The organism is Brachybacterium sp. GCM10030252, assembly GCF_042666535.1.
Classification (GTDB): domain Bacteria; phylum Actinomycetota; class Actinomycetes; order Actinomycetales; family Dermabacteraceae; genus Brachybacterium.
On record NZ_JBHTDM010000003.1, the window covers coordinates 18,024 to 40,133 of the forward strand.

The 22,110-nt window shown below is 72.1% G+C and carries 19 protein-coding genes; 8 read left to right on the forward strand and 11 right to left on the reverse strand.

The window, feature by feature from the left end:
* Positions 1–239 precede the first annotated feature (239 nt).
* Entirely contained in the window at positions 240–1,811 is a 1,572-nt protein-coding gene (locus ACFQRJ_RS00115; RefSeq protein ID WP_377015724.1) for a multicopper oxidase family protein, read from the forward strand.
* Between the two features lie 27 nt (positions 1,812–1,838).
* On the opposite strand, the gene ACFQRJ_RS00120 is transcribed toward ACFQRJ_RS00115, so the two are convergent.
* A complete protein-coding gene (locus ACFQRJ_RS00120) occupies positions 1,839–2,501 on the reverse strand; it encodes a response regulator (protein ID WP_377015726.1) in 663 nt (220 codons plus the stop codon).
* Complete coding sequence (locus tag ACFQRJ_RS00125) at positions 2,498–3,685, reverse strand: sensor histidine kinase (protein ID WP_377015729.1); 1,188 nt, start codon at positions 3,683–3,685, stop codon at positions 2,498–2,500. Before ACFQRJ_RS00125 ends, ACFQRJ_RS00120 begins: the two co-directional genes overlap by 4 nt.
* A gap of 134 nt (positions 3,686–3,819) precedes the next feature.
* On the opposite strand from ACFQRJ_RS00125, the gene ACFQRJ_RS00130 reads away from it, so the two are divergent.
* Positions 3,820–4,305 (forward strand): hypothetical protein, encoded by a 486-nt coding sequence (locus ACFQRJ_RS00130; protein ID WP_377015732.1) that lies wholly within the window; start codon positions 3,820–3,822, stop codon positions 4,303–4,305.
* Positions 4,306–4,345: 40 nt separating this feature from the next.
* Here ACFQRJ_RS00130 and ACFQRJ_RS00135 read toward each other — a convergent pair whose 3' ends face one another.
* Entirely contained in the window at positions 4,346–5,119 is a 774-nt protein-coding gene (locus tag ACFQRJ_RS00135) for a response regulator (protein ID WP_377015735.1), read from the reverse strand.
* Complete coding sequence (locus tag ACFQRJ_RS00140) at positions 5,116–6,417, reverse strand: sensor histidine kinase (protein ID WP_377015738.1); 1,302 nt, start codon at positions 6,415–6,417, stop codon at positions 5,116–5,118. The genes ACFQRJ_RS00135 and ACFQRJ_RS00140 overlap by 4 nt, the downstream gene beginning before the upstream one ends.
* Positions 6,418–6,519: 102 nt before the next feature.
* Between ACFQRJ_RS00140 and ACFQRJ_RS00145 the strand changes: the two genes are divergently transcribed.
* Together ACFQRJ_RS00145 and ACFQRJ_RS00150 are read left to right on the forward strand one after the other, a co-directional pair.
* Complete coding sequence (locus ACFQRJ_RS00145) at positions 6,520–7,269, forward strand: GAP family protein (RefSeq protein WP_377015741.1); 750 nt, start codon at positions 6,520–6,522, stop codon at positions 7,267–7,269.
* 106 nt (positions 7,270–7,375) lie between these two features.
* Positions 7,376–8,689: an alpha/beta fold hydrolase gene (locus tag ACFQRJ_RS00150; RefSeq protein WP_377015744.1), complete on the forward strand. Its 1,314-nt coding sequence runs from the start codon at positions 7,376–7,378 to the stop codon at positions 8,687–8,689.
* Between the two features lie 9 nt (positions 8,690–8,698).
* Here ACFQRJ_RS00150 and ACFQRJ_RS00155 read toward each other — a convergent pair whose 3' ends face one another.
* Genes ACFQRJ_RS00155 through ACFQRJ_RS00165 form a run of 3 tightly spaced genes read right to left on the reverse strand, consistent with a single transcriptional unit; the run spans position 8,699 to position 12,328 of the window.
* Positions 8,699–9,781, reverse strand: a complete 1,083-nt coding sequence (locus tag ACFQRJ_RS00155; RefSeq protein WP_377015747.1) for an NAD(P)/FAD-dependent oxidoreductase — start codon at positions 9,779–9,781, stop codon at positions 8,699–8,701.
* Positions 9,781–11,172, reverse strand: a complete 1,392-nt coding sequence (locus ACFQRJ_RS00160; RefSeq protein WP_377015750.1) for a sodium/glutamate symporter — start codon at positions 11,170–11,172, stop codon at positions 9,781–9,783. Before ACFQRJ_RS00160 ends, ACFQRJ_RS00155 begins: the two co-directional genes overlap by 1 nt.
* Complete coding sequence (locus tag ACFQRJ_RS00165; protein ID WP_377015753.1) at positions 11,165–12,328, reverse strand: NAD(P)/FAD-dependent oxidoreductase; 1,164 nt, start codon at positions 12,326–12,328, stop codon at positions 11,165–11,167. The genes ACFQRJ_RS00160 and ACFQRJ_RS00165 overlap by 8 nt, the downstream gene beginning before the upstream one ends.
* Positions 12,329–12,462: 134 nt before the next feature.
* On the opposite strand from ACFQRJ_RS00165, the gene ACFQRJ_RS00170 reads away from it, so the two are divergent.
* Entirely contained in the window at positions 12,463–13,398 is a 936-nt protein-coding gene (locus ACFQRJ_RS00170) for a MurR/RpiR family transcriptional regulator (RefSeq protein ID WP_377015756.1), read from the forward strand.
* A gap of 28 nt (positions 13,399–13,426) precedes the next feature.
* On the opposite strand, the gene rbsK is transcribed toward ACFQRJ_RS00170, so the two are convergent.
* Positions 13,427–14,380: a ribokinase gene (gene rbsK / locus ACFQRJ_RS00175; RefSeq protein ID WP_377015759.1), complete on the reverse strand. Its 954-nt coding sequence runs from the start codon at positions 14,378–14,380 to the stop codon at positions 13,427–13,429.
* A 267-nt stretch (positions 14,381–14,647) separates the two neighbouring features.
* On the opposite strand from rbsK, the gene ACFQRJ_RS00180 reads away from it, so the two are divergent.
* Together ACFQRJ_RS00180 and ACFQRJ_RS00185 are read left to right on the forward strand one after the other, a co-directional pair.
* Positions 14,648–16,075 (forward strand): exo-beta-N-acetylmuramidase NamZ domain-containing protein, encoded by a 1,428-nt coding sequence (locus tag ACFQRJ_RS00180; RefSeq protein ID WP_377015762.1) that lies wholly within the window; start codon positions 14,648–14,650, stop codon positions 16,073–16,075.
* Positions 16,076–16,088: 13 nt separating this feature from the next.
* A complete protein-coding gene (locus ACFQRJ_RS00185) occupies positions 16,089–17,975 on the forward strand; it encodes a glycoside hydrolase family 3 protein (RefSeq protein ID WP_377015765.1) in 1,887 nt (628 codons plus the stop codon).
* A gap of 62 nt (positions 17,976–18,037) precedes the next feature.
* On the opposite strand, the gene ACFQRJ_RS00190 is transcribed toward ACFQRJ_RS00185, so the two are convergent.
* Both ACFQRJ_RS00190 and ACFQRJ_RS00195 read right to left on the reverse strand, forming a co-directional pair.
* Entirely contained in the window at positions 18,038–19,210 is a 1,173-nt protein-coding gene (locus tag ACFQRJ_RS00190) for a DUF4185 domain-containing protein (protein WP_377015768.1), read from the reverse strand.
* A gap of 137 nt (positions 19,211–19,347) precedes the next feature.
* Complete coding sequence (locus tag ACFQRJ_RS00195; RefSeq protein WP_377015771.1) at positions 19,348–20,742, reverse strand: MFS transporter; 1,395 nt, start codon at positions 20,740–20,742, stop codon at positions 19,348–19,350.
* Between the two features lie 207 nt (positions 20,743–20,949).
* Here ACFQRJ_RS00195 and ACFQRJ_RS00200 point away from each other — a divergent pair, with 207 nt between their 5' ends.
* Positions 20,950–21,525, forward strand: a complete 576-nt coding sequence (locus ACFQRJ_RS00200; RefSeq protein WP_377015774.1) for a helix-turn-helix domain-containing protein — start codon at positions 20,950–20,952, stop codon at positions 21,523–21,525.
* Positions 21,526–21,537: 12 nt separating this feature from the next.
* Here the strand turns inward: ACFQRJ_RS00200 and ACFQRJ_RS00205 are convergent, their stop codons facing one another.
* Positions 21,538–21,993, reverse strand: coding sequence for a MarR family winged helix-turn-helix transcriptional regulator (locus tag ACFQRJ_RS00205; protein WP_377015777.1), 456 nt, complete (start codon positions 21,991–21,993; stop codon positions 21,538–21,540).
* Positions 21,994–22,110 lie beyond the last annotated feature (117 nt).

A 22,110-nucleotide genomic window follows, 5' to 3' on the forward strand; every position in this document is an offset into this window, starting at 1 on the left:
AGCCGGTGCGGGGAAGGTGCGCCGCACGAGCTGTCGGGCCGACGCTCGCCGAGACCACGGCAGCGTCCGTGAGAGCGGGACCATCCGGTGTCCCCGAGTATGCCGTGTTGCGTCGCCGGCGTGCCCGGCCCGGCCCGTCCCGTCGCTTCCCGTCGACCCCGGACGTCGCCCGCGAGCGACCCGGGCCGCGACGGGAGGCCGATGACGGACCGGTACCCGGCTCCGTAGCGTCCGACGGTATGCAGACAGGAACGTCACCACAGCGACCCTCGCGCCGCGACGCCCTGCGCCTCGGCGCTCTGGCCAGCACTGGCCTCGCCCTTCCCGCCCTCGCCGGCTGCTCGGGAGGCGGGCTGCTGCCGGGCGGGCTCTTCGCCGGCAACCAGAGCGCCCAGGGCAGCGCCGGCGTCGTGATCGAGAGCGCAGCCCGGTTGCCGGAGCCCTTCACCGCACCCCTGCCGATCCCGCCCGTGCTGGAGCCGGTCGGCACGGACGGTGACGCGGACCGCTACGAGCTCATCCAGAAGGTGGGCCAGGCGCAGATCCTGCCGGAGGTCACCACCGAGGTGTGGGGCTATGACGGCATCTTCCCGGGCCCCACCCTGGAGACCCGGCGGGACCGGGAGACCGTCGTGACCCACCACAACGGGCTGGACGTGCCGACCGTCGTGCACCTGCACGGCGGGGTCACGCCGGCCGAGCACGACGGCTACCCCACCGACTTCGTCGAGCCCGGGTCGAGCCGCGAGTACGTCTACCCGCTCCGGCAGCGCGCGATGACGCTGTGGTACCACGACCACCGGATGGACTTCACCGGGCCGCAGGTCCACCGCGGCCTGGCCGGCTTCCACCTGGTCCGCGATGACGAGGAGGACGCGCTCGGTCTGCCGGCGGGGGAGCGGGAGATCCCGCTGATGATCGTCGACCGCAGCTTCGCCGAGGACGGCTCGTTCCTCTACCCCTCGATCGACCCCACGCTGCAGGAGCATCCCGGGGTCGAGGAGGAATACCTCAGCGGCGTGCTCGGCGACTGTATCCTGGTCAACGGCGCCGCGTGGCCCGTCCTGGAGGTCACGAACACGATGTACCGCTTCCGGCTGCTGAACGCCTCGAACGCCCGACGGTACGAGCTCGCCCTGGATCCGCAGCCGGCCGACGGGGCATCGTTCGTCCAGATCGGCAGCGACGGAGGCCTGCTGGCCGCGCCCGTCGCGCACGAGTCGATCGAGATCGCGCAGGCCGAACGGTTCGACGTGGTGGTCGACTTCTCCGCATACTCGGTGGGGGACGAGGTGACGCTCGTGAACCGGCTGGGTCAGGACGGCACCGGCCAGGTGATGCGCTTCGTCGTCGCCCGCGAAGGTCCGGAGGAGGCGCGGATCCCCGAGACGCTCTCCGAGATCACGCCGCTCTCCCGTGACGAGGTCACCGTCGAGCGGGAGTTCGTCTTCCAGCGCGGCGGCGCCGAGCACGAGGGCATGACCCTGTGGACCATCAATGGCGAACCCTTCGACCCCGACCGCATCGAGGCTGCGCCGCAGCTGGGTGAGGTGGAGCTGTGGCGGATCCGTGCGCTGAACCTCGCCCACCCCTTCCACGTCCACCTCTCGCCGTTCCAGGTGCTCAGCACGGGCGGCGGGGACGATCCGGGCCCTTACAACGGCGGGTGGAAGGACACCGTCAATCTCGGCAGCGGCGGGGAGGCGGAGATCCTGGTGCGCTTCGAGCAGTTCACCGGGAAGTTCGTCGTCCATTGCCACAACCTCGAGCACGAGGACATGATGATGATGGCCAACTTCGAGGTGTTCTGACCTGCGGTCATTGCTTCTCGTCGGTCGTCAGGCCTCGTCCTCGGAGTAGAGCCCGGAGCGGTGCGCGATGACGGCCAGCTCGGTGCGGTCGCGGGCGTCGAGCTTGGTGAGAATACGGCTGACGTAGGTGCGGGCCGTGGCGGGGGAGACGAATAGGCGGCGGGCGATCTCTGCGTTCGTCTCGCCATGGGCGATACGGCGCAGCACGGCGAGCTCGCGCTCGGTCAGGCGCGCCAGGCGCGGATCCGGTGCCTGTGGGACGGCCGAGGATGCCAGCTGCGCCATGACCTGTCGGGTGATGCGCGGCGAGAGCAGGTTCTCCCCGGCCGCGACCGTCCGCACGCCGTCGCGCAGGTCGCCGGCGGGGGTGTCCTTGAGCAGGTATCCGGCCGCGCCCGCCCGGACGGCGGCGAGGATCTCGGCCTCGTCGTCGAACGTCGTGAGGATCAGCACCCGCACTGCATCCAGGTCCCCGTCGGCCGTGATCTCGGCGGTGGCGGCGATGCCGTCGGTATCGGGCATCCGGATATCCATGAGCACCACGTCGGGATGGTGCCGTCGGGTCAGCTCGACGGCCTCTCGGCCGGAGCGGGCCTCAGCCACCACACTGAGGCCAGTGGCCCCCTCGAGAAGGGCGCGCAGACCTGCGCGCACCAGGTCCTGGTCGTCGGCCAGCAGCACGCGGATCATCGCGCCTCCTCGTCGTGGGCGAGCGGCAGCACCGCGCGGACGGCGAATCCGCTGTTCTCGGGGCCCGCGGTGAGGTGCCCGCCGAGGGCTTCGGCGCGCTCGCGCATGCCCACGATGCCCGCCCCGTGCGATGCCGGCGGCCCCGCGTCGCCGTTGTCGATCACCGACAGCTCGAGTACGCCCTCGACGATGCGCGCCGTCACCTCCACCCTGCTTGCGCGAGAATGACGGACGACGTTGACAGCCGACTCCTGCACGATCCGGGCGGCCGCCGCGTCGACCGGTCCGGGCAGTGGGGCATCGAGCTGGACCGACGTCGACAGCTCCGTGCCGGGCACGAGCAGCGTCGGCAGGCTCTCGAGCACGGCGGAGAGAGACTCGGCCGGCGCGTGCGCCTCGTCCGGGGCCCGCAGCAGTCGCACAGTGCGTCGCAGCTCCGAGAGCACCGCCTGGGAGGAGTCGGTGATGATCCCCAGCGCCGCGTCGGCGGCGGCCCGGTCTCCTCGATCGAGCGCCTCGCGGGCCACGTCGGCGTGCAACGAGATGACGGTCGTGCGGTGACCGAGCGCGTCGTGCAGGTCGCGGGCGATCGCCTCGCGTTCGATGCGGGCACTCTCGGCGGTGCGTCGGCGTTCGTCCTCGGCGGTCAGGGCGATGATGCGGCGGGCATCGGCCACCAGGCGGCGGCGCGAGCGGAGCCCGTCACCGAGGGCGATCGCGGCCGCCATCAGCAGCACGTGGCCGGCCAGCTCGTACCCGATCACCAGGGAGGCGGCCTCGCCCTCGGCGAGGCGGAAGAACACGCTGGCGCCGACGACGAGCAGCGCGGCGCCGATCGCCCAGCGCAGGCGGCCGGCCTCGGCGGCGGAGAACAGGGCCGCGGCGACCGGCACCGCGACCCCGATGGCCGGGTAGCCGAAGGAGTAGTAGGCGAACAGGCCCAGCACCGAGACGGCGAGGACGAGGACCGGGTAGCGGCGACGCACCAGCATCACCGCGCCCAGGCCGGCGGCCCACAGGTAGGTGACGGCATCGGACTCGGTGTCCCCGCCGACGCCCGCGGAGATGATCGCGACCAGCACCCCGGTCACCGCGAGCGCCAGGATGATGTCCAGCGGCCGGCCGCCCAGTCCGCGCGCCGGCCCCGTCGGGGCGTTCAGGCGGGAGGTGGAGGGCGTGGTCACGGTGACAGCGTAAGCCGGGCCTGGCGACGTCGGCGTCGGCCGCGAGGCGACATCGCGGTGTCGGCGGGCGGCGTACCCGGCTCGCGACGGCCGACGGATGTGGAGATGGCCAGCCGATTCCTAGTGTTCCGGGCATGACGAACCAGACCGCGTCCTCCGCTCCTGTCCGCACCTCTCGGGGCCCGCTGGGACTGTCGATCCTCGCGATCCTCGGCCTCGCCCTGCTCGGTGTTCCGCGCGTGATCCTGCACGACCTCGGCGTGCTCCACCCCGGCACGCTGGCGAACATGCTGCTGGTGTTCGTGCCCGTGATCGTGTGGATCGCCGTCGCGATCGCCGCGAGGGTGCCCCGCCCGTTCCTGACGCTGCTGGCGATCGGCGCCTGCTACGGCGTGCTCCTCGCGATCGGACACCAGATCTTCTGGGGCGCCTCGTTCCCCGACGGCGGCCCGTCGCTGGGCGGGAACCTCTCCGGTCTCGATCCGACGGCCCAGGCCATCGTGTTCCGCCTGGTCGCGGTCTTCTCGAGCCTGTTCACCGGGCTCATCGTCGGCGTGCTCTCGGGCCTCGTCGCTGAGCTGGTCCGGCTCATCCTGCGCGGGGTCCGCCGCGCCGCGTGAGGTCGCGTGCCGGGTGAGAGCGCGACGCGACGCAGTGCCCTCAGCCGCGGTTCTGCTGCCACCACAGTGCCGCCTGGACCCGCGAGTCCAGCTGCAGCTTGGCCAGCGCGTGGGACAGGTGGGACTTCACGGTGGTGATCTCGACGAACAGGTCGCTGGCGATCTGCTGGTTGGACATGCCCTGGGCGACGAGCGCGAGGACGTCCTCCTCGCGGCGGGTCAGCGGCGGGGTGGGAGCGGCCTGTGCGGTCGCATCTGCGATCTCCGAGCGGGAGCCGGGCCCGGGTCCGGGTGCCTCGGCGGCCCCGGCATCGGTGGTGCCCCGGTCCATGGCTACGCGGCCCGCACCGGCGGCCGGCGTGGCTGTCGCCTCGTGCCGGGACGGCAGTGCGCGCCCCCGCAGCGCCCCCACCACCGCCTTGGTCGCCGCCGCGGACAGCACGGCGTCACCCCGGTGGACGTCGCGCACCGCGGCGAGGATCCGCTCCGGGTCCTCGGTCTTGACCAGATAGCCGTCGGCCCCCGCGGCGAGCGCACCGAGCACGTACTCATCGAGGTCGAATCCCGAGATCACCAGCACGTTCGCACCCGTCTCCCGGAGGCGCGGCGTGATCTCGATACCGGTCGCGCCGGGCATGCGGACATCGGTCAGCACGACGTCGGGCCGGTGCTCGCGGGCCGCGGCCAGCGCCCCGGTGCCGTCGGAGGCCTCGGCGACCACGGTGACGTCGGGCGCCGAGTTCAGCAGCGCGACCAGCCCGGAGCGCACCGCGGGGTGGTCGTCGGCGACGAGCAGACGGATGGGTTCACTCATGAGGTGCGCTCCTGATCCTCGAGGGAGACGGTGGGCCGGTGCGGACCGGCGTGGGCGGGCTGGGCGGCTCGCGAGGAGACCTCGGTGCGGCCGACGGGCAGACACGCATGGACCCGCCACGTCTCCGGCTCGCCGGCATCGGAGGCCATCGGCTCGGACACGGCGGTGCCGCCCACGGCAGTGGCACGGTGGGTGATCGCTCCGCGCCCCACGCCGGCACCGGGCTCCGACTGCACCGCGAGGCCGTTGACCAGCTCGAGCGTCACGGCGTCGGCTTCCGCGCGGACCACCAACGAGCTCGGCGCCCGACCGTGCTGGACCGCATTGGTGACGGCCTCTGCGGCGATGCGCAGCAGAGCGGCCTGCACCGACGGGTCCACGCGCGCCGGGTCCGTGGCGGCGGGGTCGATCTCCACGCGCGCCGCGGGGTCCCGGCCTCGCAGCCGCGCTTCGAGCGAGGGCCAGTCCAGCGTGGCGGTGGGCAGGGCGCCGGATTCCTCGCTCGAGAGCACCCCAATGATCGAGCGCAGATCGCGCAGCGCCGCGTGCGCCGATTCCCGGGCCGTGACCAGCGAGCGTCCACGCGCCTGCTCGTCCTCGAGGGAGGCGGCCAGATTCGTGTGCAGAGAGACCGCGCTGAGATGCCCCGCGATGACGTCGTGCAGGTCGTGGGCGATCTGGCGGCGCTCCGTCTCGACGGCATGGACGGCGCGGGTGGCTGCGAGCTCGCGTTCGAGCCCGGCGAGACTCTCTGCCGCCTCCCGGGCCCCGCGATGGTGGCGCACCTCCCAGCCCCACAGCAGCGGAGTGGTCACCACGAGCACCGTCACCATCAGCACCACCAGCAGGATCGGCCCGACGCCGTTGATCACGACGGTGGTGATCAGCGCGATCGCGCCGGCCGCGACCGCGAGGGCGGTGGTCGCGCGAGCCAGGCGGCGGCTGCCGTGCATCACCGGGTCGAACAGCGCCTCGAACAGCAGGAAGTACGCCGAGATCTGCCCACCGACGACGATCTCCAGCACCGCGAGCGGGCCGGCCACGGCCAGGGTCACCACCGGACGGCGACGCCGCCAGATCATGCTCGCGCAGCCGGCCAGCATCAGCGTCACCGAGAGCCACAGCGGCCACCGTCCGTCGGCCTCGACGAAACCGGAGTTGCTCGCCCCGGAGGCCGCCAGCAGCAGCACCAGCGCCGCATACCCGCCGGCGATCAGCAGGTCCCGGCGCTCCGAGCCGAGGCGACCGAGGTCCTCGGGCGAGGGGTCGGCCGCCACCGGCGCCGGGGGAGTGGACATGTTCCGAGGTTACGACGCCGTGGCGCACGCCACCTCCCCTGCGCGCGCGGTCGGCACCTTCGGAGGAGGACCGCAGCGGCACCGCCCGGCAGGATCGACGGCATGGAATCGCTCGTCGACACTGCCGGACCGCTCGGCCTGCTCCTGCTCGCCCTCGTGGACTCCACCTCGATGGGCACCCTGGTGATCCCGGTGATCCTGCTGGTCGTCGCGGAGGGCGGGGCGCTCCGCGTAGCCGGCCGCACCCTGCTCTACCTCGTGGTGATCGCCGTGTTCTACCTGCTCCTCGGCATCGCACTGCTAGCCGGGCTGCTGCCGCTGATGGAGACCTTCGGGCACCTGCTGGCCGCGCCACCGGTGACCGTGCTGCTCGCCGCGCTCGGCGTGGCGCTGGTGATCTGGTCCTTCCGCCTGGACCCCAAGTCCATCGCCAAGCGCGGCGGGGATCCGGAGGCCTCGGCGCGGAAGTGGACCGAGCGCGCGCGCCGTGCCTCGGGCCGGCCCGCGACGCTGGTCGGCCTGGCTCTTCTGGCCGGAGTCATCGAAGCGGCCTCGATGATCCCGTACCTCGCGGCGATGGGCATCATCGCCGACATGGGCATCGGCCTGGGCACCGGCTCGCTGGTGCTGGTCGGCTACTGCGCGGTAATGATCGTGCCCGGCATCCTCTTGAGCGGAGTGCGCGCGGCCCTCGGGGCGCGCGGGGACGCCGTGCTCGAGCGGGTCCACAGCTGGTCGGTCAAGAGCGCGGCCGGCGCCTTCTCGTGGACCGTCGGCATCGTCGGCGCCATCATCGCGCTGAACACCCTCGGTCCGGCGCTGGAGCTGCTGACCGGCGGGCAGATCTCCTGACACCGGCACCGGCACCGGCACCGGCACTGCCAGCACGGCACCAGCAGCGGCGCCGCCGTGGCGGTACCACCGGCGCCGACACTGCGCTCGCCGATACTCTGGGCAGATGCCGAGACCGCTGTTGACGACCGACGACATGAGCACCACCTGGACCCTGCCCGGTCTGGAGCTGCGCGACATCACCCTGCCGGTCCCGCTGGACCACGCCGAGACCGGCTCGCCGCGCCTGGAGCTGTTCGCGCGGATCATCTCGGAGCCCGACGGGCAGAAGAAGCCCTATCTCGTCTTCCTCCAGGGCGGCCCGGGCGCCGAGGCCCCGCGCCCGCTCGGCGCCGAGAACCCGCCCTGGCTGGCCCGCGCCCTGCGCGAGCACCGCGTGGTCATGCTCGACCAGCGCGGCACCGGCCGTTCCACCCCCGTCGGGCTCGACACCGCTCTGCCTGAGGGTGCCATCGCGGGCGCCGCCACCCTGCGCGAGGCCACCGCCTCCCAGCAGGCCGCCTACCTCACCCACTTCCGGGCCGACGCGATCGCCCGCGACGCCGAGCTGCTGCGCGAGCATCTGGGCGCCGAGAAATGGTCGCTGCTGGGCCAGTCCTTCGGCGGGTTCACCACCCTGCGCTACCTCAGCGCCCATGCCGGCTCCGTCGACAAGGCCCTGTTCACCGGCGGCCTGCCCTCTGTCGGGCCGGACATGGACGCCGCCTACGCCACCACCTGGCAGGGCATGAACGCCCGCAGCGAGCGGTACTGGGCCCGCTTCCCCGGCGACCGGGACCGCTTCCGCCGCCTCGCCGATCTCGCCGCCGACGGGCATCTGCGCCTTCCCGACGGGCAGCGCGTCGGCATCGAGCGCCTGCGCCGGCTCGGCCACCTGCTGGGCGCCTCCCAGGGCCAGGAGAAGCTGCACTATCTCCTCGACCTCGATCCGGCCTCGCCCGCCTTCGCGCACGACCTCGCCTCGGCGCTGCCCTTCGGCGGCCGCAATCCGCTGTACGCCGTGATCCACGAATCCTGCTGGGCCGACGGCACCGCCACCCGCTGGGCCGGGGACCGCATGATGCCCCAGGAGGTGCGGGAGGATGCGACGCTGCTGGCCGGCGAGCACATCCACCGCGACCTGTTCGACGAGGATCCCGAGCTCGCCCCCTGGGCGGAGGCCGCCGACCTGCTGGCCGAGCACGAATGGCCCCGGCTCTACGACGAGGCCGCCCTGCGGGCGGCCGACGTGCCGGGCGCCGCGGCGATCTACTTCGAGGACGCCTACGTGCCCCGCCGGTACTCCCTGGCCACGGCCGAGCTGCTGCCCGGCCTGCGCACCTGGGTCACCAGCGAGTACGAGCACAACGGCCTGCGCGCCGGCGGCGACCGGGTGCTCGACCACCTGCTCGACCTCGCCGACGGACGCCGCGCCGCCTGAGGAGGGCGGTCAGTACCTCGAGGCGTGGAACATCGCCGGCGCATCCGGTGCGATCGACCGCTCCAGAATGCACTCTGCGAGCAGATCGCCGATCGCCGGGCCCAGTGTGATGCCGCTGTGCATCACGGCCTCGTAGTACCCGGGCAGCTCGGCCATGCCACCCAGGATCGGCATCCCGTCGCGGGGGAGGGGGCGCACACCGACGCGGGCCGCCACCAGGTCCGCCCCGTCGAACCCGGAGTGGAAGGCTGAAGCCCGCCCCAGCAGCTCCTCCACCGCGTCAGCTGGTGGGGCGGCGGTGCCGTCGGCCTGGCCAAGGTGGGCATCGACCGCATCGCTGTGGAGGAGGTACGTCGTGCCGCCGGTCGGTCGGATGTCGAGCAGTTCATGCATCACCACCAACGGGGTGACCGGGTCGCCGGTGCGTACTCGGACCACCAGCCCGGGCCGTGAGGTGAGCGGGAGCGTCCTGCCCAGCATCGCGGCCACCGCCGGCGCGCCGAGTCCGGCGGCATTGACGACCGCGTCGGCGTGCAGGCGCTCGCGGTCGGTGACCACGGTGTATCCGTCGGCCTCGTGCGCGATGGAGCGCACGGGCGAGCTCGTCCGGACCGTGCCGGCCCCGAGCCCGGAGAGGCAATGGCGCACATAGAGCGCGGGGTCGAGCCATCCTTCCTCGGGGTAGAGGACGGCTTCCTCATCGGCGACGTGCGGAAGGGCCAGGCCCCGGTCACGGAACACCTCGTGCAGCCGGGTCCGGTGCAACGGGTATCCCCACTGCTCGAGGTGCCGCGTTCTCTCGGCGAATCCCTGCCGGTAGTGCCCCGTCGTCAGGGTGCCGCTCTCGGTGAACCACGGGCTCGGGGACCGGGCGGAGCGGTCACGGTGCGCGCGCAGACCTGCGGCGTTCAGCGCGAAGTACTCCCGCGGCGTCTTGTTGCTGGCATTGACCCAGCCCAGCCCTCGTCCGCTGGCCGCCTCGAACGGGTGATCCCCGGCCTCGAGCACCACCAAGTCCCGTACGCCGCGGCGCGCGAGGGCGTCGGCGATCGACAGGCCGATCACCCCCGCACCGATGACGACGATGCGCATCAGACCGCCGTTGCCTGCGAACCGGCGGTCCGCACTGCGCCCGCGGGAGCGCGCCACAGCCCGGTCAGCTTCGCGACCAACAGCAGCGCGGCGCACAGCGCCACGCATCCCAGCCCCACGGCCAGGTTCCCGAACTGCACGATCACCACGGGGACCAGCGCCGTGACCAGGCCGCCGCCCACGAATGGGCTCGAGAAGGGTGCGCGCAGGGCGAACCCTTCACCGGCCTTGGTGCGCAGCCCGGGATCAGCTGCCCGCAGCAGCATGAGGCCGACGGAGGAGACGCCGGTCATGGCGCCGAAATTGACGATGCTGTTCTCGACCCAGTCGGTGCGGAAGAGGCGGGGCCCGACGACGTAGAACATGACGACGCTGATCACGATCGCCACCACCGTCAGCACCACGATCGCGGCGAGGTTCTCGAGCAGGACGGGCAGCTGGATGGAGGCCACGGCCGCCACGACCAGGAAGTCCAACGCGATCCCGGCGATCTGGTTGAACGTGCGCCGGTCGACGATCCGCGACAGCGCCGTGCGCTGGATGACCAGCTGCACCAGCAGCCCGCCGATCATCGCCAGGGGGAACAGCGGCACCCCGGTGAACACCAGGTCGATGAGCGCCTTGAGCGCCCACCCGATCAGGATCGCGACCATGATCAGGCTGAAGTGGAAGGCCAGATTGTCCAGGGAGGCCTTGTGCAGACGGCTGACCGACTGCACCTCGCCGTCGCCGTCGACCAGGAGGTCCTCCCGGCCCGCCTGGTCACCGCCCGGCGCCGAGGTGCGCAGCTGCCCCCGGCGGGAGGCGATGTTCAGCAGCACCATGCCTCCGAAGATCCCGAAGATGAGACCGAACGTGGCAAGGCCCAGCGCCAGCGAGCTGCCGTCCTGCCATCCGAACTGCTCGAAGACGGGAGCCATGCCCGCGGCCGTGCCATGACCGCCGGGCCAGCTGATCTCCAGCAGCGATGCCGCCAGCGGATGGGTGCCGAACACGGGCGTGAGCAGCAGGACGCACATCAGGGCGGAGGCGCCCACCAGCGCCAGCGTGCTGAGGTAGCTGTAGAGCACGTGGGGTGCGGCGACGCCCGCTGCCTCCTTGATGCTGGGCAGCTTGGAGCCCATCAGCATCGGCGCGAACACGAAGGCGATCAGGATGCCGCCCATGGCCGACCAGGTCTCGTTCATTGCCTCGGAGACGAGGCCGAGCGCGAACGGGCCCGCGGCGATGCCGATCAGCCCACCGATCAGCGCAGCGGGGATGAAGAACCGTCGCAGCGCCGGGATCAGCAGCCGCAGGAGGACGCCGACCAGGAGCAGGACCCCGAGGAAGCCGATCGAGAGCATCAGCGATTCGAGCTGCTCCGAGCTCAGAGGGACGACATCAAACATGGGTGGGTTCCTTCCGGGAGAACCGTGTCCAGCTGAACGGGGAGAGCTCGGCCGGCTTCTGCCCGCTGTCCAGCCACTGGTCGAGCAGGGCTGCGACGGCGGGCACCAGCGCCCATCCGTGCCCGCTCCACCCGGCAGCGATGAACAGATTCGGGGCCTCCGGGGCGGTGTCGATGACGGGGATGCCGTCCAGCGAGGCCGTCTCGGCACGGGAGGCGTCGGCCTCGAGCAGAGAGAGCTCGCCGAGTCCCGGGAAGGTGCGGGCCAGCTGCGCGAGGTTGCCCTCGACGTTGGCCGGGACCACGGTGCCGCGACCCGTCTCCTCGGAGCGGACTCCGCGCCATCCACCGCTGAGCATGACCACGTCATCCTCGAGGATCTTCACCGAGAGCGGCCGCCCGTCGTGTGCCACCAGGTAGCGGATCTGCGTGGGGTGGGCGGCCTTGGCCAGCACGGCCTGGGGATAGACCGGCCAGAGAGGGAGCTCGTCGAGCTGAGAGCGGGAGAGGAGGCCGTTCGTCCCGGCGTTCGCGGCCAGCGTGACCGAGCTGCCGGCGGTGACAGTTGTCCCGTCCTCCAGGAGGAGGCCGACGGCTCGGCCGGCCTCATCCCGTCGGACCGAGTGCACGGGGGAGGCCTCGAGGATCTCGGCGCCGTGGCGGATCGCGTCCTGGGCATAGAGGTGGGTGGTTGCCTCGTGGCTCGCAACACCGTCGTGCGGGCAGTAGCTCGCCCCGAGCACGTCCTCGGTGACGGTCGGGAGCTGCGAGCGAGTGGTCTGCTGGTCCCAGAGCTCGGTGGCGATCCCCGCGGAGTTCTGGTGGGCGGCGCGCACGGTCGAGGCGCCCAGGCTCGAGGCGAACCCGGAGGACTCGGCCTCGCGCAGGTACAGGCCGCCGCTGCGGACGTACCCGGTGTCCCCGCCGAGATCCTCGGCGAGGCCCGGCCAGATCTCCTGGGCGAGCCGCGCGAGCTCGAGCTCGCGGATGTCCCGGCGATTGGCGCGCACCCCGCGCTTGCCCAGGCCACCCGAGGCGCCCGCCGCGATCGTGGCGGCCTCGAGGACGAGGACCGACTCGCCGCGGCGAGCAAGACGCGAGGCGAGCGCGAGCCCGTGGGCCCCGGCGCCGACGATGACGTGCTGTGCTTCTCTCAACGGACCCTCTTCCTCGGAGATCAATGTGGTGCAGGTAACCATAGTTTCACTTGGCTGTCACTATGAAGGAAATGTTTCACCACATGGTGGACGACGATGGGGCGAGCCGGAGAGCGCAGGAGAGAGGCAGGACAATGGATGAGGCGAGGGATGACGCCGGAACGTCGGGCACGGCCGAGGGGGTCCGCCCGGGCACGGAGCGCCCCCTGAGCGCAGCTCAGCAGAAGGTCGCACTGCTCGCCCGGCACGACCCGCTGGGATTCGCGACCAGCTCGGTCCAGGTCATCGCCCAGCGCGCGCAGGTCAGCGAGGCGACGGTCGTCAGAACCGCCCGACGATTGGGATACGCCGGTCTGCCCGAGCTCAAGGCCGCCTGCCTGGCCTCACATCGGACCGCTGCGGCGCTGCCCGAAGTGATCAAAGGGCGGTTCGACGCGCTGGGCGAGGACGTCGAGGCCTCCATCCTCCGCAGCCACTCGGAGGTTGAGCAGGGATTCTCCGAGACCTTCACCGCTCCCGGCTATGCCGCCCTGCTCCAGGGGTGCCTGTCCGCCTCGCGGCTGGTCTTCTTCGGGCTCGGCACCGCCTATTCCGTGGCGACCTACGCAGCCTTGGAGTGCCGCCGCAACGGGGTCGAGGCCGTAGCGCTGACCGGAGGCGGGCACAGCCTCGCCGATGCGGTCTTCGCCCTGCGGCCTGGCGACTGCGTCCTCACTCTGGCGCCCATCAACGTCGGCCCCGACCTGCGCCGCTTCGCCCGAGCGGCCGCCCGGGGCGCGCACCGCTCGGTGATGATCAGCCAGCTCGACGAGCCCGACGGCGCCGCACCGGGCATCGACTGGGTGCGGTTGCCGGGCACGAGCGATACCCCCACCTCGGAGACGTTCGTGCTGTGGACGCTCATCGACGTCCTCATCGCCCGCCTCTCGGTCGAGGACCGGGATCGCGCGATCGGGGCACGCGAACGCCTGCAGGCGATCCGCGACGACCTCGCGTCCGGCGACGGGGACGATTTCCCGGCCGCCGACGGCGAAGTGTCTGCCTTCCGCACGGATCCCGACGGCAGCTGAACCGGCCCGGGCAGGTCCGCCACCTCTCTCAGCGTCGCGCCAGCAGGTCCGTGACCTCGCTGTCAGCGGGGATGCTGGGGGAGGCCCCGCGTCGGGTGACCGCCAGCGCCCCGGCCGCCCCCGCCCGGTCCGCGGCCGTGGCCAGGTCTTGGCCTGCAGCGAGCGAGGTCGCGAGGTAGCCGGCGAAGGCGTCGCCCGCCGCCGTGGTGTCGAGGACGTCGACCGGGCGCGCTTCGAGGTCGGTGGTGCCGTCTCGATCGACGAGGACGCTGCCCGCGCCCGCCATCGTGATCACCGCGTGGCCCGTCCCGCGCTCGAGGAACCAGTGGCCCGCACGCTGGGCGGTCTCGCGGGAGTCGACCTCGATGCCGGTCAGCAAGGACGCCTCCGTCTCGTTCGGTGTCACGACGTCCACCAGGGGCCAGATCGACTCGTCGAGGCCGCCCGGCGGGGCGGGGGCGGGATCCAGGATCACCGTGAGGCCGTGCTCGCGGGCGCTGCGGATGATGTGCGCTGTCAGCTCGAGTGGAGTCTCCAGCTGGGTCAGCAGCACGCTGCTGCTCGCGGCGAACTCCTCCAGGGCCGCGTCCACAAGCGTGGCGCCGAGGCGGCCGTTCGCGCCGGGCACCACCACGATGTCGTTCTCCCCGGCGCCGTCCACACGGATGTGCGCCACGCCCGTCTGGCCGGGGACCTCATGCAGGTGCGAGATGTCCACGCCGGCCTCGCGCAGGCCCTCCTGCACCAGCGGGGCGAACACGTCATCGCCCACGCAGCCGACGAAGCGGACGGGTGCCCCGGCGCGCCCCGCGGCAACGGCCTGGTTCGCCCCTTTGCCTCCCAGCACGACGGAGAAGGACTCGCCCAGCAGCGTCTCGCCCGGTCGCGGCATCCGGCTGGCGAACGCGGTCACGTCGACCGACGCGGATCCGATCACCAGGACGCCGTCCGCGCCGGCGGAGGACGGGGGCTGTGCGGGCATCTGCGCTCCTCTGCTCGGCCGGTGGGGCGGCGCGATTCGGCCGGTGGGACGGCGTCATGCGACGAGCTCCACGGTAGCCGGGCCGGCGCATGGCTCCACCGCGCCCACTCTGTGTGACGGTTGTCACGGCACGCCATCGTTGCTAGCGTCGTCAGTCGCGCGCGATGGAGCCGCACGGCGTCGGCGCAGTGTCCGCGCCGGACGGTACGCAGAGCTGACCAGCACGAGCGTTCGCGCGGCGGACCCGACGACGGAGGAATTCTCATCGTGAACAACCCGGCGCTCCAGCCTGCCCAGCCCCCGCGTACGCCCTCCACGGGCGACCACCGAGACTCCGAGGCAGGAGCAGAGCGCCCAGGGCGCCGGCGCGTCCTCGCCTCCCTCCCGGCCGGTGCCGTGCTGGCCACCGCCGGCGCCGCGAGCGCCCTCCCGGCGGACAACGGCGGCGGCACCAACGGCAAGGGCAACGGACACGGCAAGGGCAACGGCGGCGGCCACGGAAAAGGTCACGGCAAGGGGCGCTTCGCCCTCGGCGTCGAGAATCTCCTCGAGGCCGACCAGCTGTCCACGCTGGACGGCGCGACCGTCGGCCTGATCACGAACCCCACCGGCACCGACCGGGAGCTGACCTCCACCATCGACCTGCTCATCGGTGCCGAGGATGAGGGCGGCTTCAGCCTGGTCGCGCTGTTCGGCCCCGAGCACGGTGTGCGGGGTGCAGAGCCGGCCGGCGGCGAGGTCGGCGACTACATCGATGAGAAGACGGGCCTGCCGGTGCGCTCCCTGTACGGAGAGACGCAGAAGCCCACGCCCGAGATGATCGCCGACGTCGACACCCTGATCTTCGACATCCAGGACATCGGCGCCCGCTTCTACACGTACATCTGGACCCTCTACTACGCGATGGAGGCCGCCGCCGAGAATGAGAAGCGGTTCCTCGTCCTGGACCGCCCGAACCCCCTGGGCGCCGAGGCCGAGGGCTTCATCCTCGAACCGGCGCTGTCCTCCTTCGTGGGCCTGAAGGAGATCCCGCAGCGCCACGGCCTGACCGTCGGCGAGCTCGCCCGCCTGTTCAACGGCGAGTTCCTCGGCGATGCAGTGGATCTCGAGGTCATCGAGATGAGTGGCTACGATCCCGAGGAGCCGGCCGACGCGGGCCTGCCGTGGGTGCTGCCCTCGCCGAACATCCCCACCGCCGAGACCGCGATCGTCTACGCGGGCACCGGCCTCATCGAGTCGCTGAACGTCTCCGAGGGTCGCGGCACCACCACCCCGTTCCTGTGGTTCGGCGCCCCGTTCATCACCGAGTCCCAGATCGACGCGATCATCACCGACCTCGCCGACCTACCCGGTGTGCTGGCCCGGCCCATGTTCGCCACTCCCACCACCAGCAAGCACGCCGGGGAGTTCTGCGGCGGGCTGCAGCTGCACGTGACGGATCCGGAGGAGTACGAACCGGTGCGCACCGGCATCCACGTGCTCGCCGCCCTTTTCAGGCAGGTCCCGGAGGTCGACTGGCGCGAGGGCGAGGACTGCCGCACCGAGTCCGACGTCTGCTGGATCGACAGCCTCTCCGGCACCAAGCGCACCCGCTCGATGCTCGAGGCCGGCGACCCGGCCGACGAGATCGTCGCCGCCTGGCAGGACGAGCTCGACGAGTTCGTCGCCACCGCTCGCCGCTACCGCCTCTACTGAGCAGGAGCCCCCGATGACCCCCAGCATCCCCACCCCCTCCGGCCCCGACGACGCCACTTCCGGCAACCACGCCGCCTCCAGCAACCACGCCGCCTCCAGCAGCCGCCGACGGCCCGGCCACCTGCTGGACCGGCGCAGCTTCGGTGCCCTGGCCCTCGCCGGCACGGCCACCGCACTGCCCGCGACCGCGCACGCCGCCGGGACCCGGAGCGCCCCCGCCCGCGGCGGCGACAAGCACGACGCCCGTCTCGACGAGCTGCTGGCCGGCATGAGCCTCGAGCAGAAGATCGGCCAGCTCTTCGTCGCCGTCGGCTACGGCTCTGCGGCCGACGAGCCCCACCCCTCGAACACCTCCAGCACCGGGGTGGACACCATCGCCGAGATCATCTCCACCCACCACGTCGGCGGGCTGATCTACTTCGTCTGGAGCGAGAATCTCGAGAGCATCGAGCAGATCGCGACCCTCTCGAACGAGGCCCAGGACGCGGCGCTCGCGGCCGGCGGCATCCCCCTGGTGATCAGCACCGACGAGGAGCGCGGCGTCGTCTACCGGCTGCCGGCCCCGGCCACCCCGCTGCCCGGGGCGATGGCCCTGGGCGCCACGGGCTCCGGCTCCCACGCCCGCAAGGCCGGCGACATCATCGGCTCCGAGCTGCGCGCGGCCGGCATCGGCCAGGCCTTCGCCCCGGTGGCCGACGTCAACGTCGCGGCGCAGAACCCGGTGATCGGGGTGCGCTCCCTCGGCGCGGACCCGGAGGCCGTCGCGGACCTCGCCGCCCGCCACATCAAGGGACTGCAGAAGGCGAACTGCTCCGCGGCCGCGAAGCACTTCCCCGGCCACGGGGACACCGCCACCGATTCCCACGTCGGCCTGCCGGTCATCGACCACACCCGCGAGGAGATCGACGAGATCGATCTGCCACCCTTCATCGCCGCGATCGAGCAGGGCGTGGACGCCATCATGACCGCACACATCGTGGTCCCGGCGCTGGATGACTCCGGCCGGCCCGCGACCCTGTCCCAGCCGATCCTCACCGGTCTGCTGCGCGAGGAGCTCGGCTACGACGGGGTCATCGTCACCGACTCGCTGGCCATGGAGGGTGTGCGCACCATGTTCGGGGACGACCGGGTGCCGGTCGAGGCCATCCTCGCCGGCGCCGACCAGATGCTCATGCCACCGGATCTGGCCGTCGCCATCGGCGGCGTCCAGGAGGCGGTGGCCAGCGGCGAGATCACCGAGGAGCGGCTGGATCAGTCCGTGCGGCGCATCCTCGCCCAGAAGCTGCGCCGGGGCCTGTTCGAGGACGCTCACGTCGACGTCGCCGATGCCGTCGCCGCCGTGGGTACGGAGCGCTCGGCGCGCACCGCGCAGAAGATCGCCGACGACGCCGTCACCGTCATCACCGATGACGAGACCCTGCCCCTCGCGGGAGGCACGAGCGTGCTGGTCACCGGCGTCGGCACGCAGGAGAAGCTGGAGGTGACCGTCCAGGCGCTGGACGAGCACGGCCTCGAGGCGACGGCTCTGGTGCTGGACCCGCTCGACGAGACCACCGCCGAGGAAGCCGCCACCGCCGCTGCGGACCATGACGCGGTGCTGGTGTTCACCTCGTCGTCGGCATTCGAGACCCCGGCCGCTCAGGTCGCCCTCGTCGGTGCCCTGGCCGGAACCGAGGTGCCCGTGATCCACGCGTCGCTGCGCAACCCCTACGACGTGGTCCACGTCGGCGAGGTCGCCGCGTCACTGGCCGCCTACGGCAACTCCGCCTGCAACCTCCGCGCGGTCGCCGGTGTGGTCGCGGGCGCGGTCGAGCCGCGCGGCACCCTCCCGGTCGCGATCCCCGCGGCCGACGGCAGCGGGGAGGCCTACCCGATCGGCCACGGACTGCAGCTGGGCTGAGCGGGACGCCGACAGCCGGCCCGAGCGAGCCGCACGGGCCGGCGTCCGGTAGGCCGGCAGGGTCAGTCCCCGCAGTGCCGTCCCAGCGGATCCTCGATGCGGAACTGCTCGACGTGGTACGGCCAGTCGGGCCCGGTGCGCCACTGGGAGCACAGCAGATGCATCACCTCGAGCGTGGAGCCGGGCACGATGTAGGGCCCGTACAGCTGGGCGACGACGTTGTGCTCCTCGGCGCCCCAGTCACCGCCGTGCAGCAGCGTCGAGGCGGTGGCGTCACGGACCTCCAGTGGCGAGTCGGCGGCGAGGATGTCGACGCGGTAGTTGCCGGCGTCGAAGTAGGTCAGCACCCACTCGCCGTCGACGATCCGCAGGCACATCTCGCCGATGGCGCCGTCGATGACCGGCGCCGGCTCCTCGCCCCAGCCCCAGCTCTCCTCGCCCGGCCCGTAGGTCTCGTAGGCGCCGGGATCCAGCACGGAATCGACCGGGACGCGGTGGAGCAGCACGCCCTTGTCGCGCTGGAATCCCGTCGTCAGCAGGTAGACGTAGTGCTCGGCGGGGGCGCGGAACCAGGTGCACTGCTGCATGAACCCGCCCAGGTGGTCGCCGGGGAACATCTCCGCGGTGCGATCCCACGTCTCCCCGGAATCGGTGGAGGTCCAGATCTCGGTGCTGCCGACGGTCGGGAAGCCGTGGTTGACCATCATCCACAGGTACATGGTGTCGCCGATGGTGATGATGTCCCCGGGCAGGATCGTGGAGACCGGATCGTCGTCGTGCTCGTAGGGGACCAGTTGCTCGGCGGTCTCGCCGCCGACCGCGCTGGTCCAGCGGATGCCCCCGTCCAGCGGGACGTCGGGGTCGGCGTACAGGCCGACGGGAGAGCGCCAGAACCCGCCACCGACCACGGCGTCCTCGAAGGTGTCGCCGAAGATGAACAGCGAGCGGCCGTCGGGCGTGACCGCCGGGGCACCGAGATCGGTGGCCTCCATCCGAAACCGGGTGGTGACGCCCGGGCCGGTCACCGGGGCCATCCGCTCGATCCGGGGACAGGTGTCGGGGACGGGGCCGAAGCCCGGGGACTCGGCGGGCGAGGTGCCGGCCGGGCCGTCACCCAGGGGCTTGGATGGCGAACTCGCGCCGCCGCCGGGATGGGCGCCGGCGGCTACGGGGGTCAGCGCACTGGCGCCGGCCGCAGCGACTGCGCCGCGCAAGAAGGTGGAACGAGTGATCACAGCGGGACCTCCTCCAGGTCCGGATGCCCCCGCGCATCCACGGGCGGGGTCGCGGCGGGCGCCGGCCAGCTCTGCCGCGGTCCCGCTCGCACGTTTCCGTTCCCACCGTACGGAGTCGCTCCCCGCTGGGCAATCGTTTACTCGTGAAACTCCGGGATCCGTGCACCCTCGGAGGGCGAGGTGCCTCCCGGCCGCGTGCCGCTCGCGGCCGGGACCGAGCTGGCCGCCGCCGGAGCGGAGCCGACCGTGGCCGGCACGGCGTGCCCCTCGGCGGGCGCGTCGTCCTGGCCCGTCGGCGCCTCGACCCGCGCGAGCCGCCGGTCCTCGCTCTCCCGCGCTGCGCGGGCACGACGCCCGTGCAGCCAGGCTGCGGTGAATACGCCGCCGGCCATCAGCATCACGCCCGTCATCACCGTGATGACGACGGTGAACGTCGCCTGCAGCGAGACCAGCGAGATCAGGCCGCTGGACGTGATGATCCCGAGCGCATTGGCCGTGCGCAGCTGCGCGAAGACCTCGGCGCGGTGCTCGGCCGGGACCAGCCGGTCCAGGATCAGCGAGTAGTACGTCGCCAGCGGGGCGAGGACCGCCCCGACCAGCAGCGCGCCCACGAGAGTGGCTGTCACCGAGTGGCCGAGCCCCACGCAGGCGACGCCGAGGGCGGTGGTGGCCAGCCAAGCGAGCACCGTGCGACGGCGCGGCACCCGGTTGTGGATGCTGACCCAGACCCCACCGGCGACGGAGGTGACGCAGAGAGCGAGGGGGAAGATGACGCCCCACGCTGCAGGCATGCCGAACGAGACCGCCATCGACACGGCCCCGATCTCGATCGCGGAGATGGAGGCCGCGCTCGCGCCTCCGCACACCAGCCACAGCATGATCATCGGCCTCAGGGTGAGGCGATCGCGGCGCTGTTCCGGCCCCGGAGCGGTCGCGGTGGGGATCCGCGGCAGCAGCAGCATCGGCCCCATCCCGAGGATCACCATCGCCCACGCGGCGGCCTGCGGGGAGACGCTCCCCAGGGCGGCGGCCACCAGCGGCGCGGCCGCGAACGTGACCTCGTTCAGGGTGGCGGCGACGCCGAGTGCCCGCGGCAGCCGGCCCGAGGGCACCAGGTGGTTCAGCACCGCGCGCAGATGTCCGTAGGCGGCGCCGTTGACCAGGCCCGCCAGTGCGGCCCCGGCCACGACGAAGGCGAAGGGTGCGCCCAGCCCGGCGCACACGGCGATCGCCGCGAGCGCCACGGTCCGCAACCCGATCAGCACTCGCAGGAAGGGCAGCGGGGAGAAGCGGCGCCCGAGGCGCGTGATCGGGACGGCGCCGAGTACCTGCGCGATCGTCATCGCGAGCATCATCGCCGCGCCGCTGCCGGGATCCCCGGTCAGGGGCAGCGCGATCAGTGCGAAGGCGATCGGGGCGGCGGCCTGCGGCACCGCGAAGGAGCCGTAGGACATGAACCAGCGCAGCAGACGGCCATCCGGGCGGGAGGCCGGCGCGGGTTGCGTGGTGGACGCGGGGGCGTGGTTGGTCACGGGGACGACCTCCTTCGACGGGATGGAACTTTGCGGTGGCGGGTGAGCGCAGGCGGGGCCACAGCGGGGCCCTGGGCAACATAATGCCCACCCGCGCCGATGCGCAATATAGTTCCCGTCACGTCCGTTCCGGGTGAGCCTCCCGATACGCTTCTGGTCACGTCTCAGTCTTTCGAGCGTGCGTGCATCACCGAGAGGAGGTCCGACATGCCCGGTGGTATGCGTCCCGCGGTCGTCGCCCAGCTCGGCGAGCGCATCCGCGCCGCGCGCCAGGACCAGGACCTCAGCGTCGGCGCGCTCGCGGACCTCAGTGACGTCAGTCGCCGCATGCTCACCCAGATCGAGCTCGGCCAGGCCAACCCCAGCGTCTTCATCCTCGACCGCATCGCCGCCGGCCTCGGCACCACCTTCGCGGCGCTGATGGGGGTGGGCTCCGACGCCCCGCCGGACGGGGTCGAGGTGTGGTCGACCGACGGGGGCAGCTGGTCGGTGCTGCTGGACGCGATCGACACCGAAGGGCTGTCGGTGGAGACGTGGAAGTGGAAGCTGACCGGCGATGACGTCTACCAGGGCGGCTCCGGCGTGCCCTCGCCGGGCACGATGATCCACGTCATCGAGGGCGCTCTCGAGATCGTCGACGGAGATGATGTCCAGCTCATCGAGGCCGGGGGCTCGGGCCGCGTGGTCACCGAGGACGACTACCTCTACCGTGCCCGGGATGCGCAGGGGGCCGTGTTCACCTGCGTCTCCCTGCAATCTCGTGGGGGCCCGGCGGCCCCCTGAGCAGCCGGGGCGTCAGTTGCCGGTCGTGCGGCCGATGTACTCGTCCGCCGCAGCGGCGATGCGGGGCCCCATCTCGTAGAGCAGCGCGAGGTCGGCCTCTGTCCCGGCGGCCGCGCGCACGTGGGCATCGAAATCCTCGATCGCCGTGCGCAGCGTGGTGAACAGCTCCGTGCCGCGCTCGGTCAGCGCGATCTGCTGTGTGCGCTGGTTCTCGGGTGGGCGGTATCGGGTGATCAGGTCCCGCTCGGCCATCACGCGCAGGTGCTCGCTCAGGGTGGCTTCGCGCAGGTCGACCACCGCGGCCAGCTCGCGCTGAGTGGTGCGGTCCTTCTCGTGGAGCGCGAGGAGGATGAAGTAGATCGGCCGACTGCCGCCGTGGCGGGCGAAGAGGGTCTCCGCCGCCTGGCTGGTGTGCTGATCCATGTGCCGGATCAGCGCCGCCACCGGTTTCCTCGTCCAGTCGATCATGCCGGACAGCTTAGAGGCCACTCGCCGTCACCCGAGCCCTTGACGCATATCACTTCGGGCCCTAACGTTCAGGGAGCGAAGTGAACTCTGCACTCGTCTGCCGAACCCCGCAGGAGC

What these genes read in the sequence shown, in the direction of transcription:
- ACFQRJ_RS00200 (WP_377015774.1), top strand. Translation starts at nt 20,950, where the DNA reads ATGCCCGGTGGTATGCGTCCCGCGGTCGTCGCCCAGCTCGGCGAGCGC.
- ACFQRJ_RS00155 (WP_377015747.1), bottom strand. Translation starts at nt 9,781, where the DNA reads ATGCGCATCGTCGTCATCGGTGCGGGGGTGATCGGCCTGTCGATCGCC.
- rbsK (WP_377015759.1), bottom strand. Translation starts at nt 14,380, where the DNA reads ATGCCCGCACAGCCCCCGTCCTCCGCCGGCGCGGACGGCGTCCTGGTG.
- ACFQRJ_RS00120 (WP_377015726.1), bottom strand. Translation starts at nt 2,501, where the DNA reads ATGATCCGCGTGCTGCTGGCCGACGACCAGGACCTGGTGCGCGCAGGT.
- ACFQRJ_RS00145 (WP_377015741.1), top strand. Translation starts at nt 6,520, where the DNA reads ATGGAATCGCTCGTCGACACTGCCGGACCGCTCGGCCTGCTCCTGCTC.
- ACFQRJ_RS00205 (WP_377015777.1), bottom strand. Translation starts at nt 21,993, where the DNA reads ATGATCGACTGGACGAGGAAACCGGTGGCGGCGCTGATCCGGCACATG.
- ACFQRJ_RS00115 (WP_377015724.1), top strand. Translation starts at nt 240, where the DNA reads ATGCAGACAGGAACGTCACCACAGCGACCCTCGCGCCGCGACGCCCTG.
- ACFQRJ_RS00185 (WP_377015765.1), top strand. Translation starts at nt 16,089, where the DNA reads ATGACCCCCAGCATCCCCACCCCCTCCGGCCCCGACGACGCCACTTCC.
- ACFQRJ_RS00150 (WP_377015744.1), top strand. Translation starts at nt 7,376, where the DNA reads ATGCCGAGACCGCTGTTGACGACCGACGACATGAGCACCACCTGGACC.
- ACFQRJ_RS00140 (WP_377015738.1), bottom strand. Translation starts at nt 6,417, where the DNA reads ATGTCCACTCCCCCGGCGCCGGTGGCGGCCGACCCCTCGCCCGAGGAC.
- ACFQRJ_RS00130 (WP_377015732.1), top strand. Translation starts at nt 3,820, where the DNA reads ATGACGAACCAGACCGCGTCCTCCGCTCCTGTCCGCACCTCTCGGGGC.
- ACFQRJ_RS00170 (WP_377015756.1), top strand. Translation starts at nt 12,463, where the DNA reads ATGGATGAGGCGAGGGATGACGCCGGAACGTCGGGCACGGCCGAGGGG.
- ACFQRJ_RS00135 (WP_377015735.1), bottom strand. Translation starts at nt 5,119, where the DNA reads ATGAGTGAACCCATCCGTCTGCTCGTCGCCGACGACCACCCCGCGGTG.
- ACFQRJ_RS00160 (WP_377015750.1), bottom strand. Translation starts at nt 11,172, where the DNA reads ATGTTTGATGTCGTCCCTCTGAGCTCGGAGCAGCTCGAATCGCTGATG.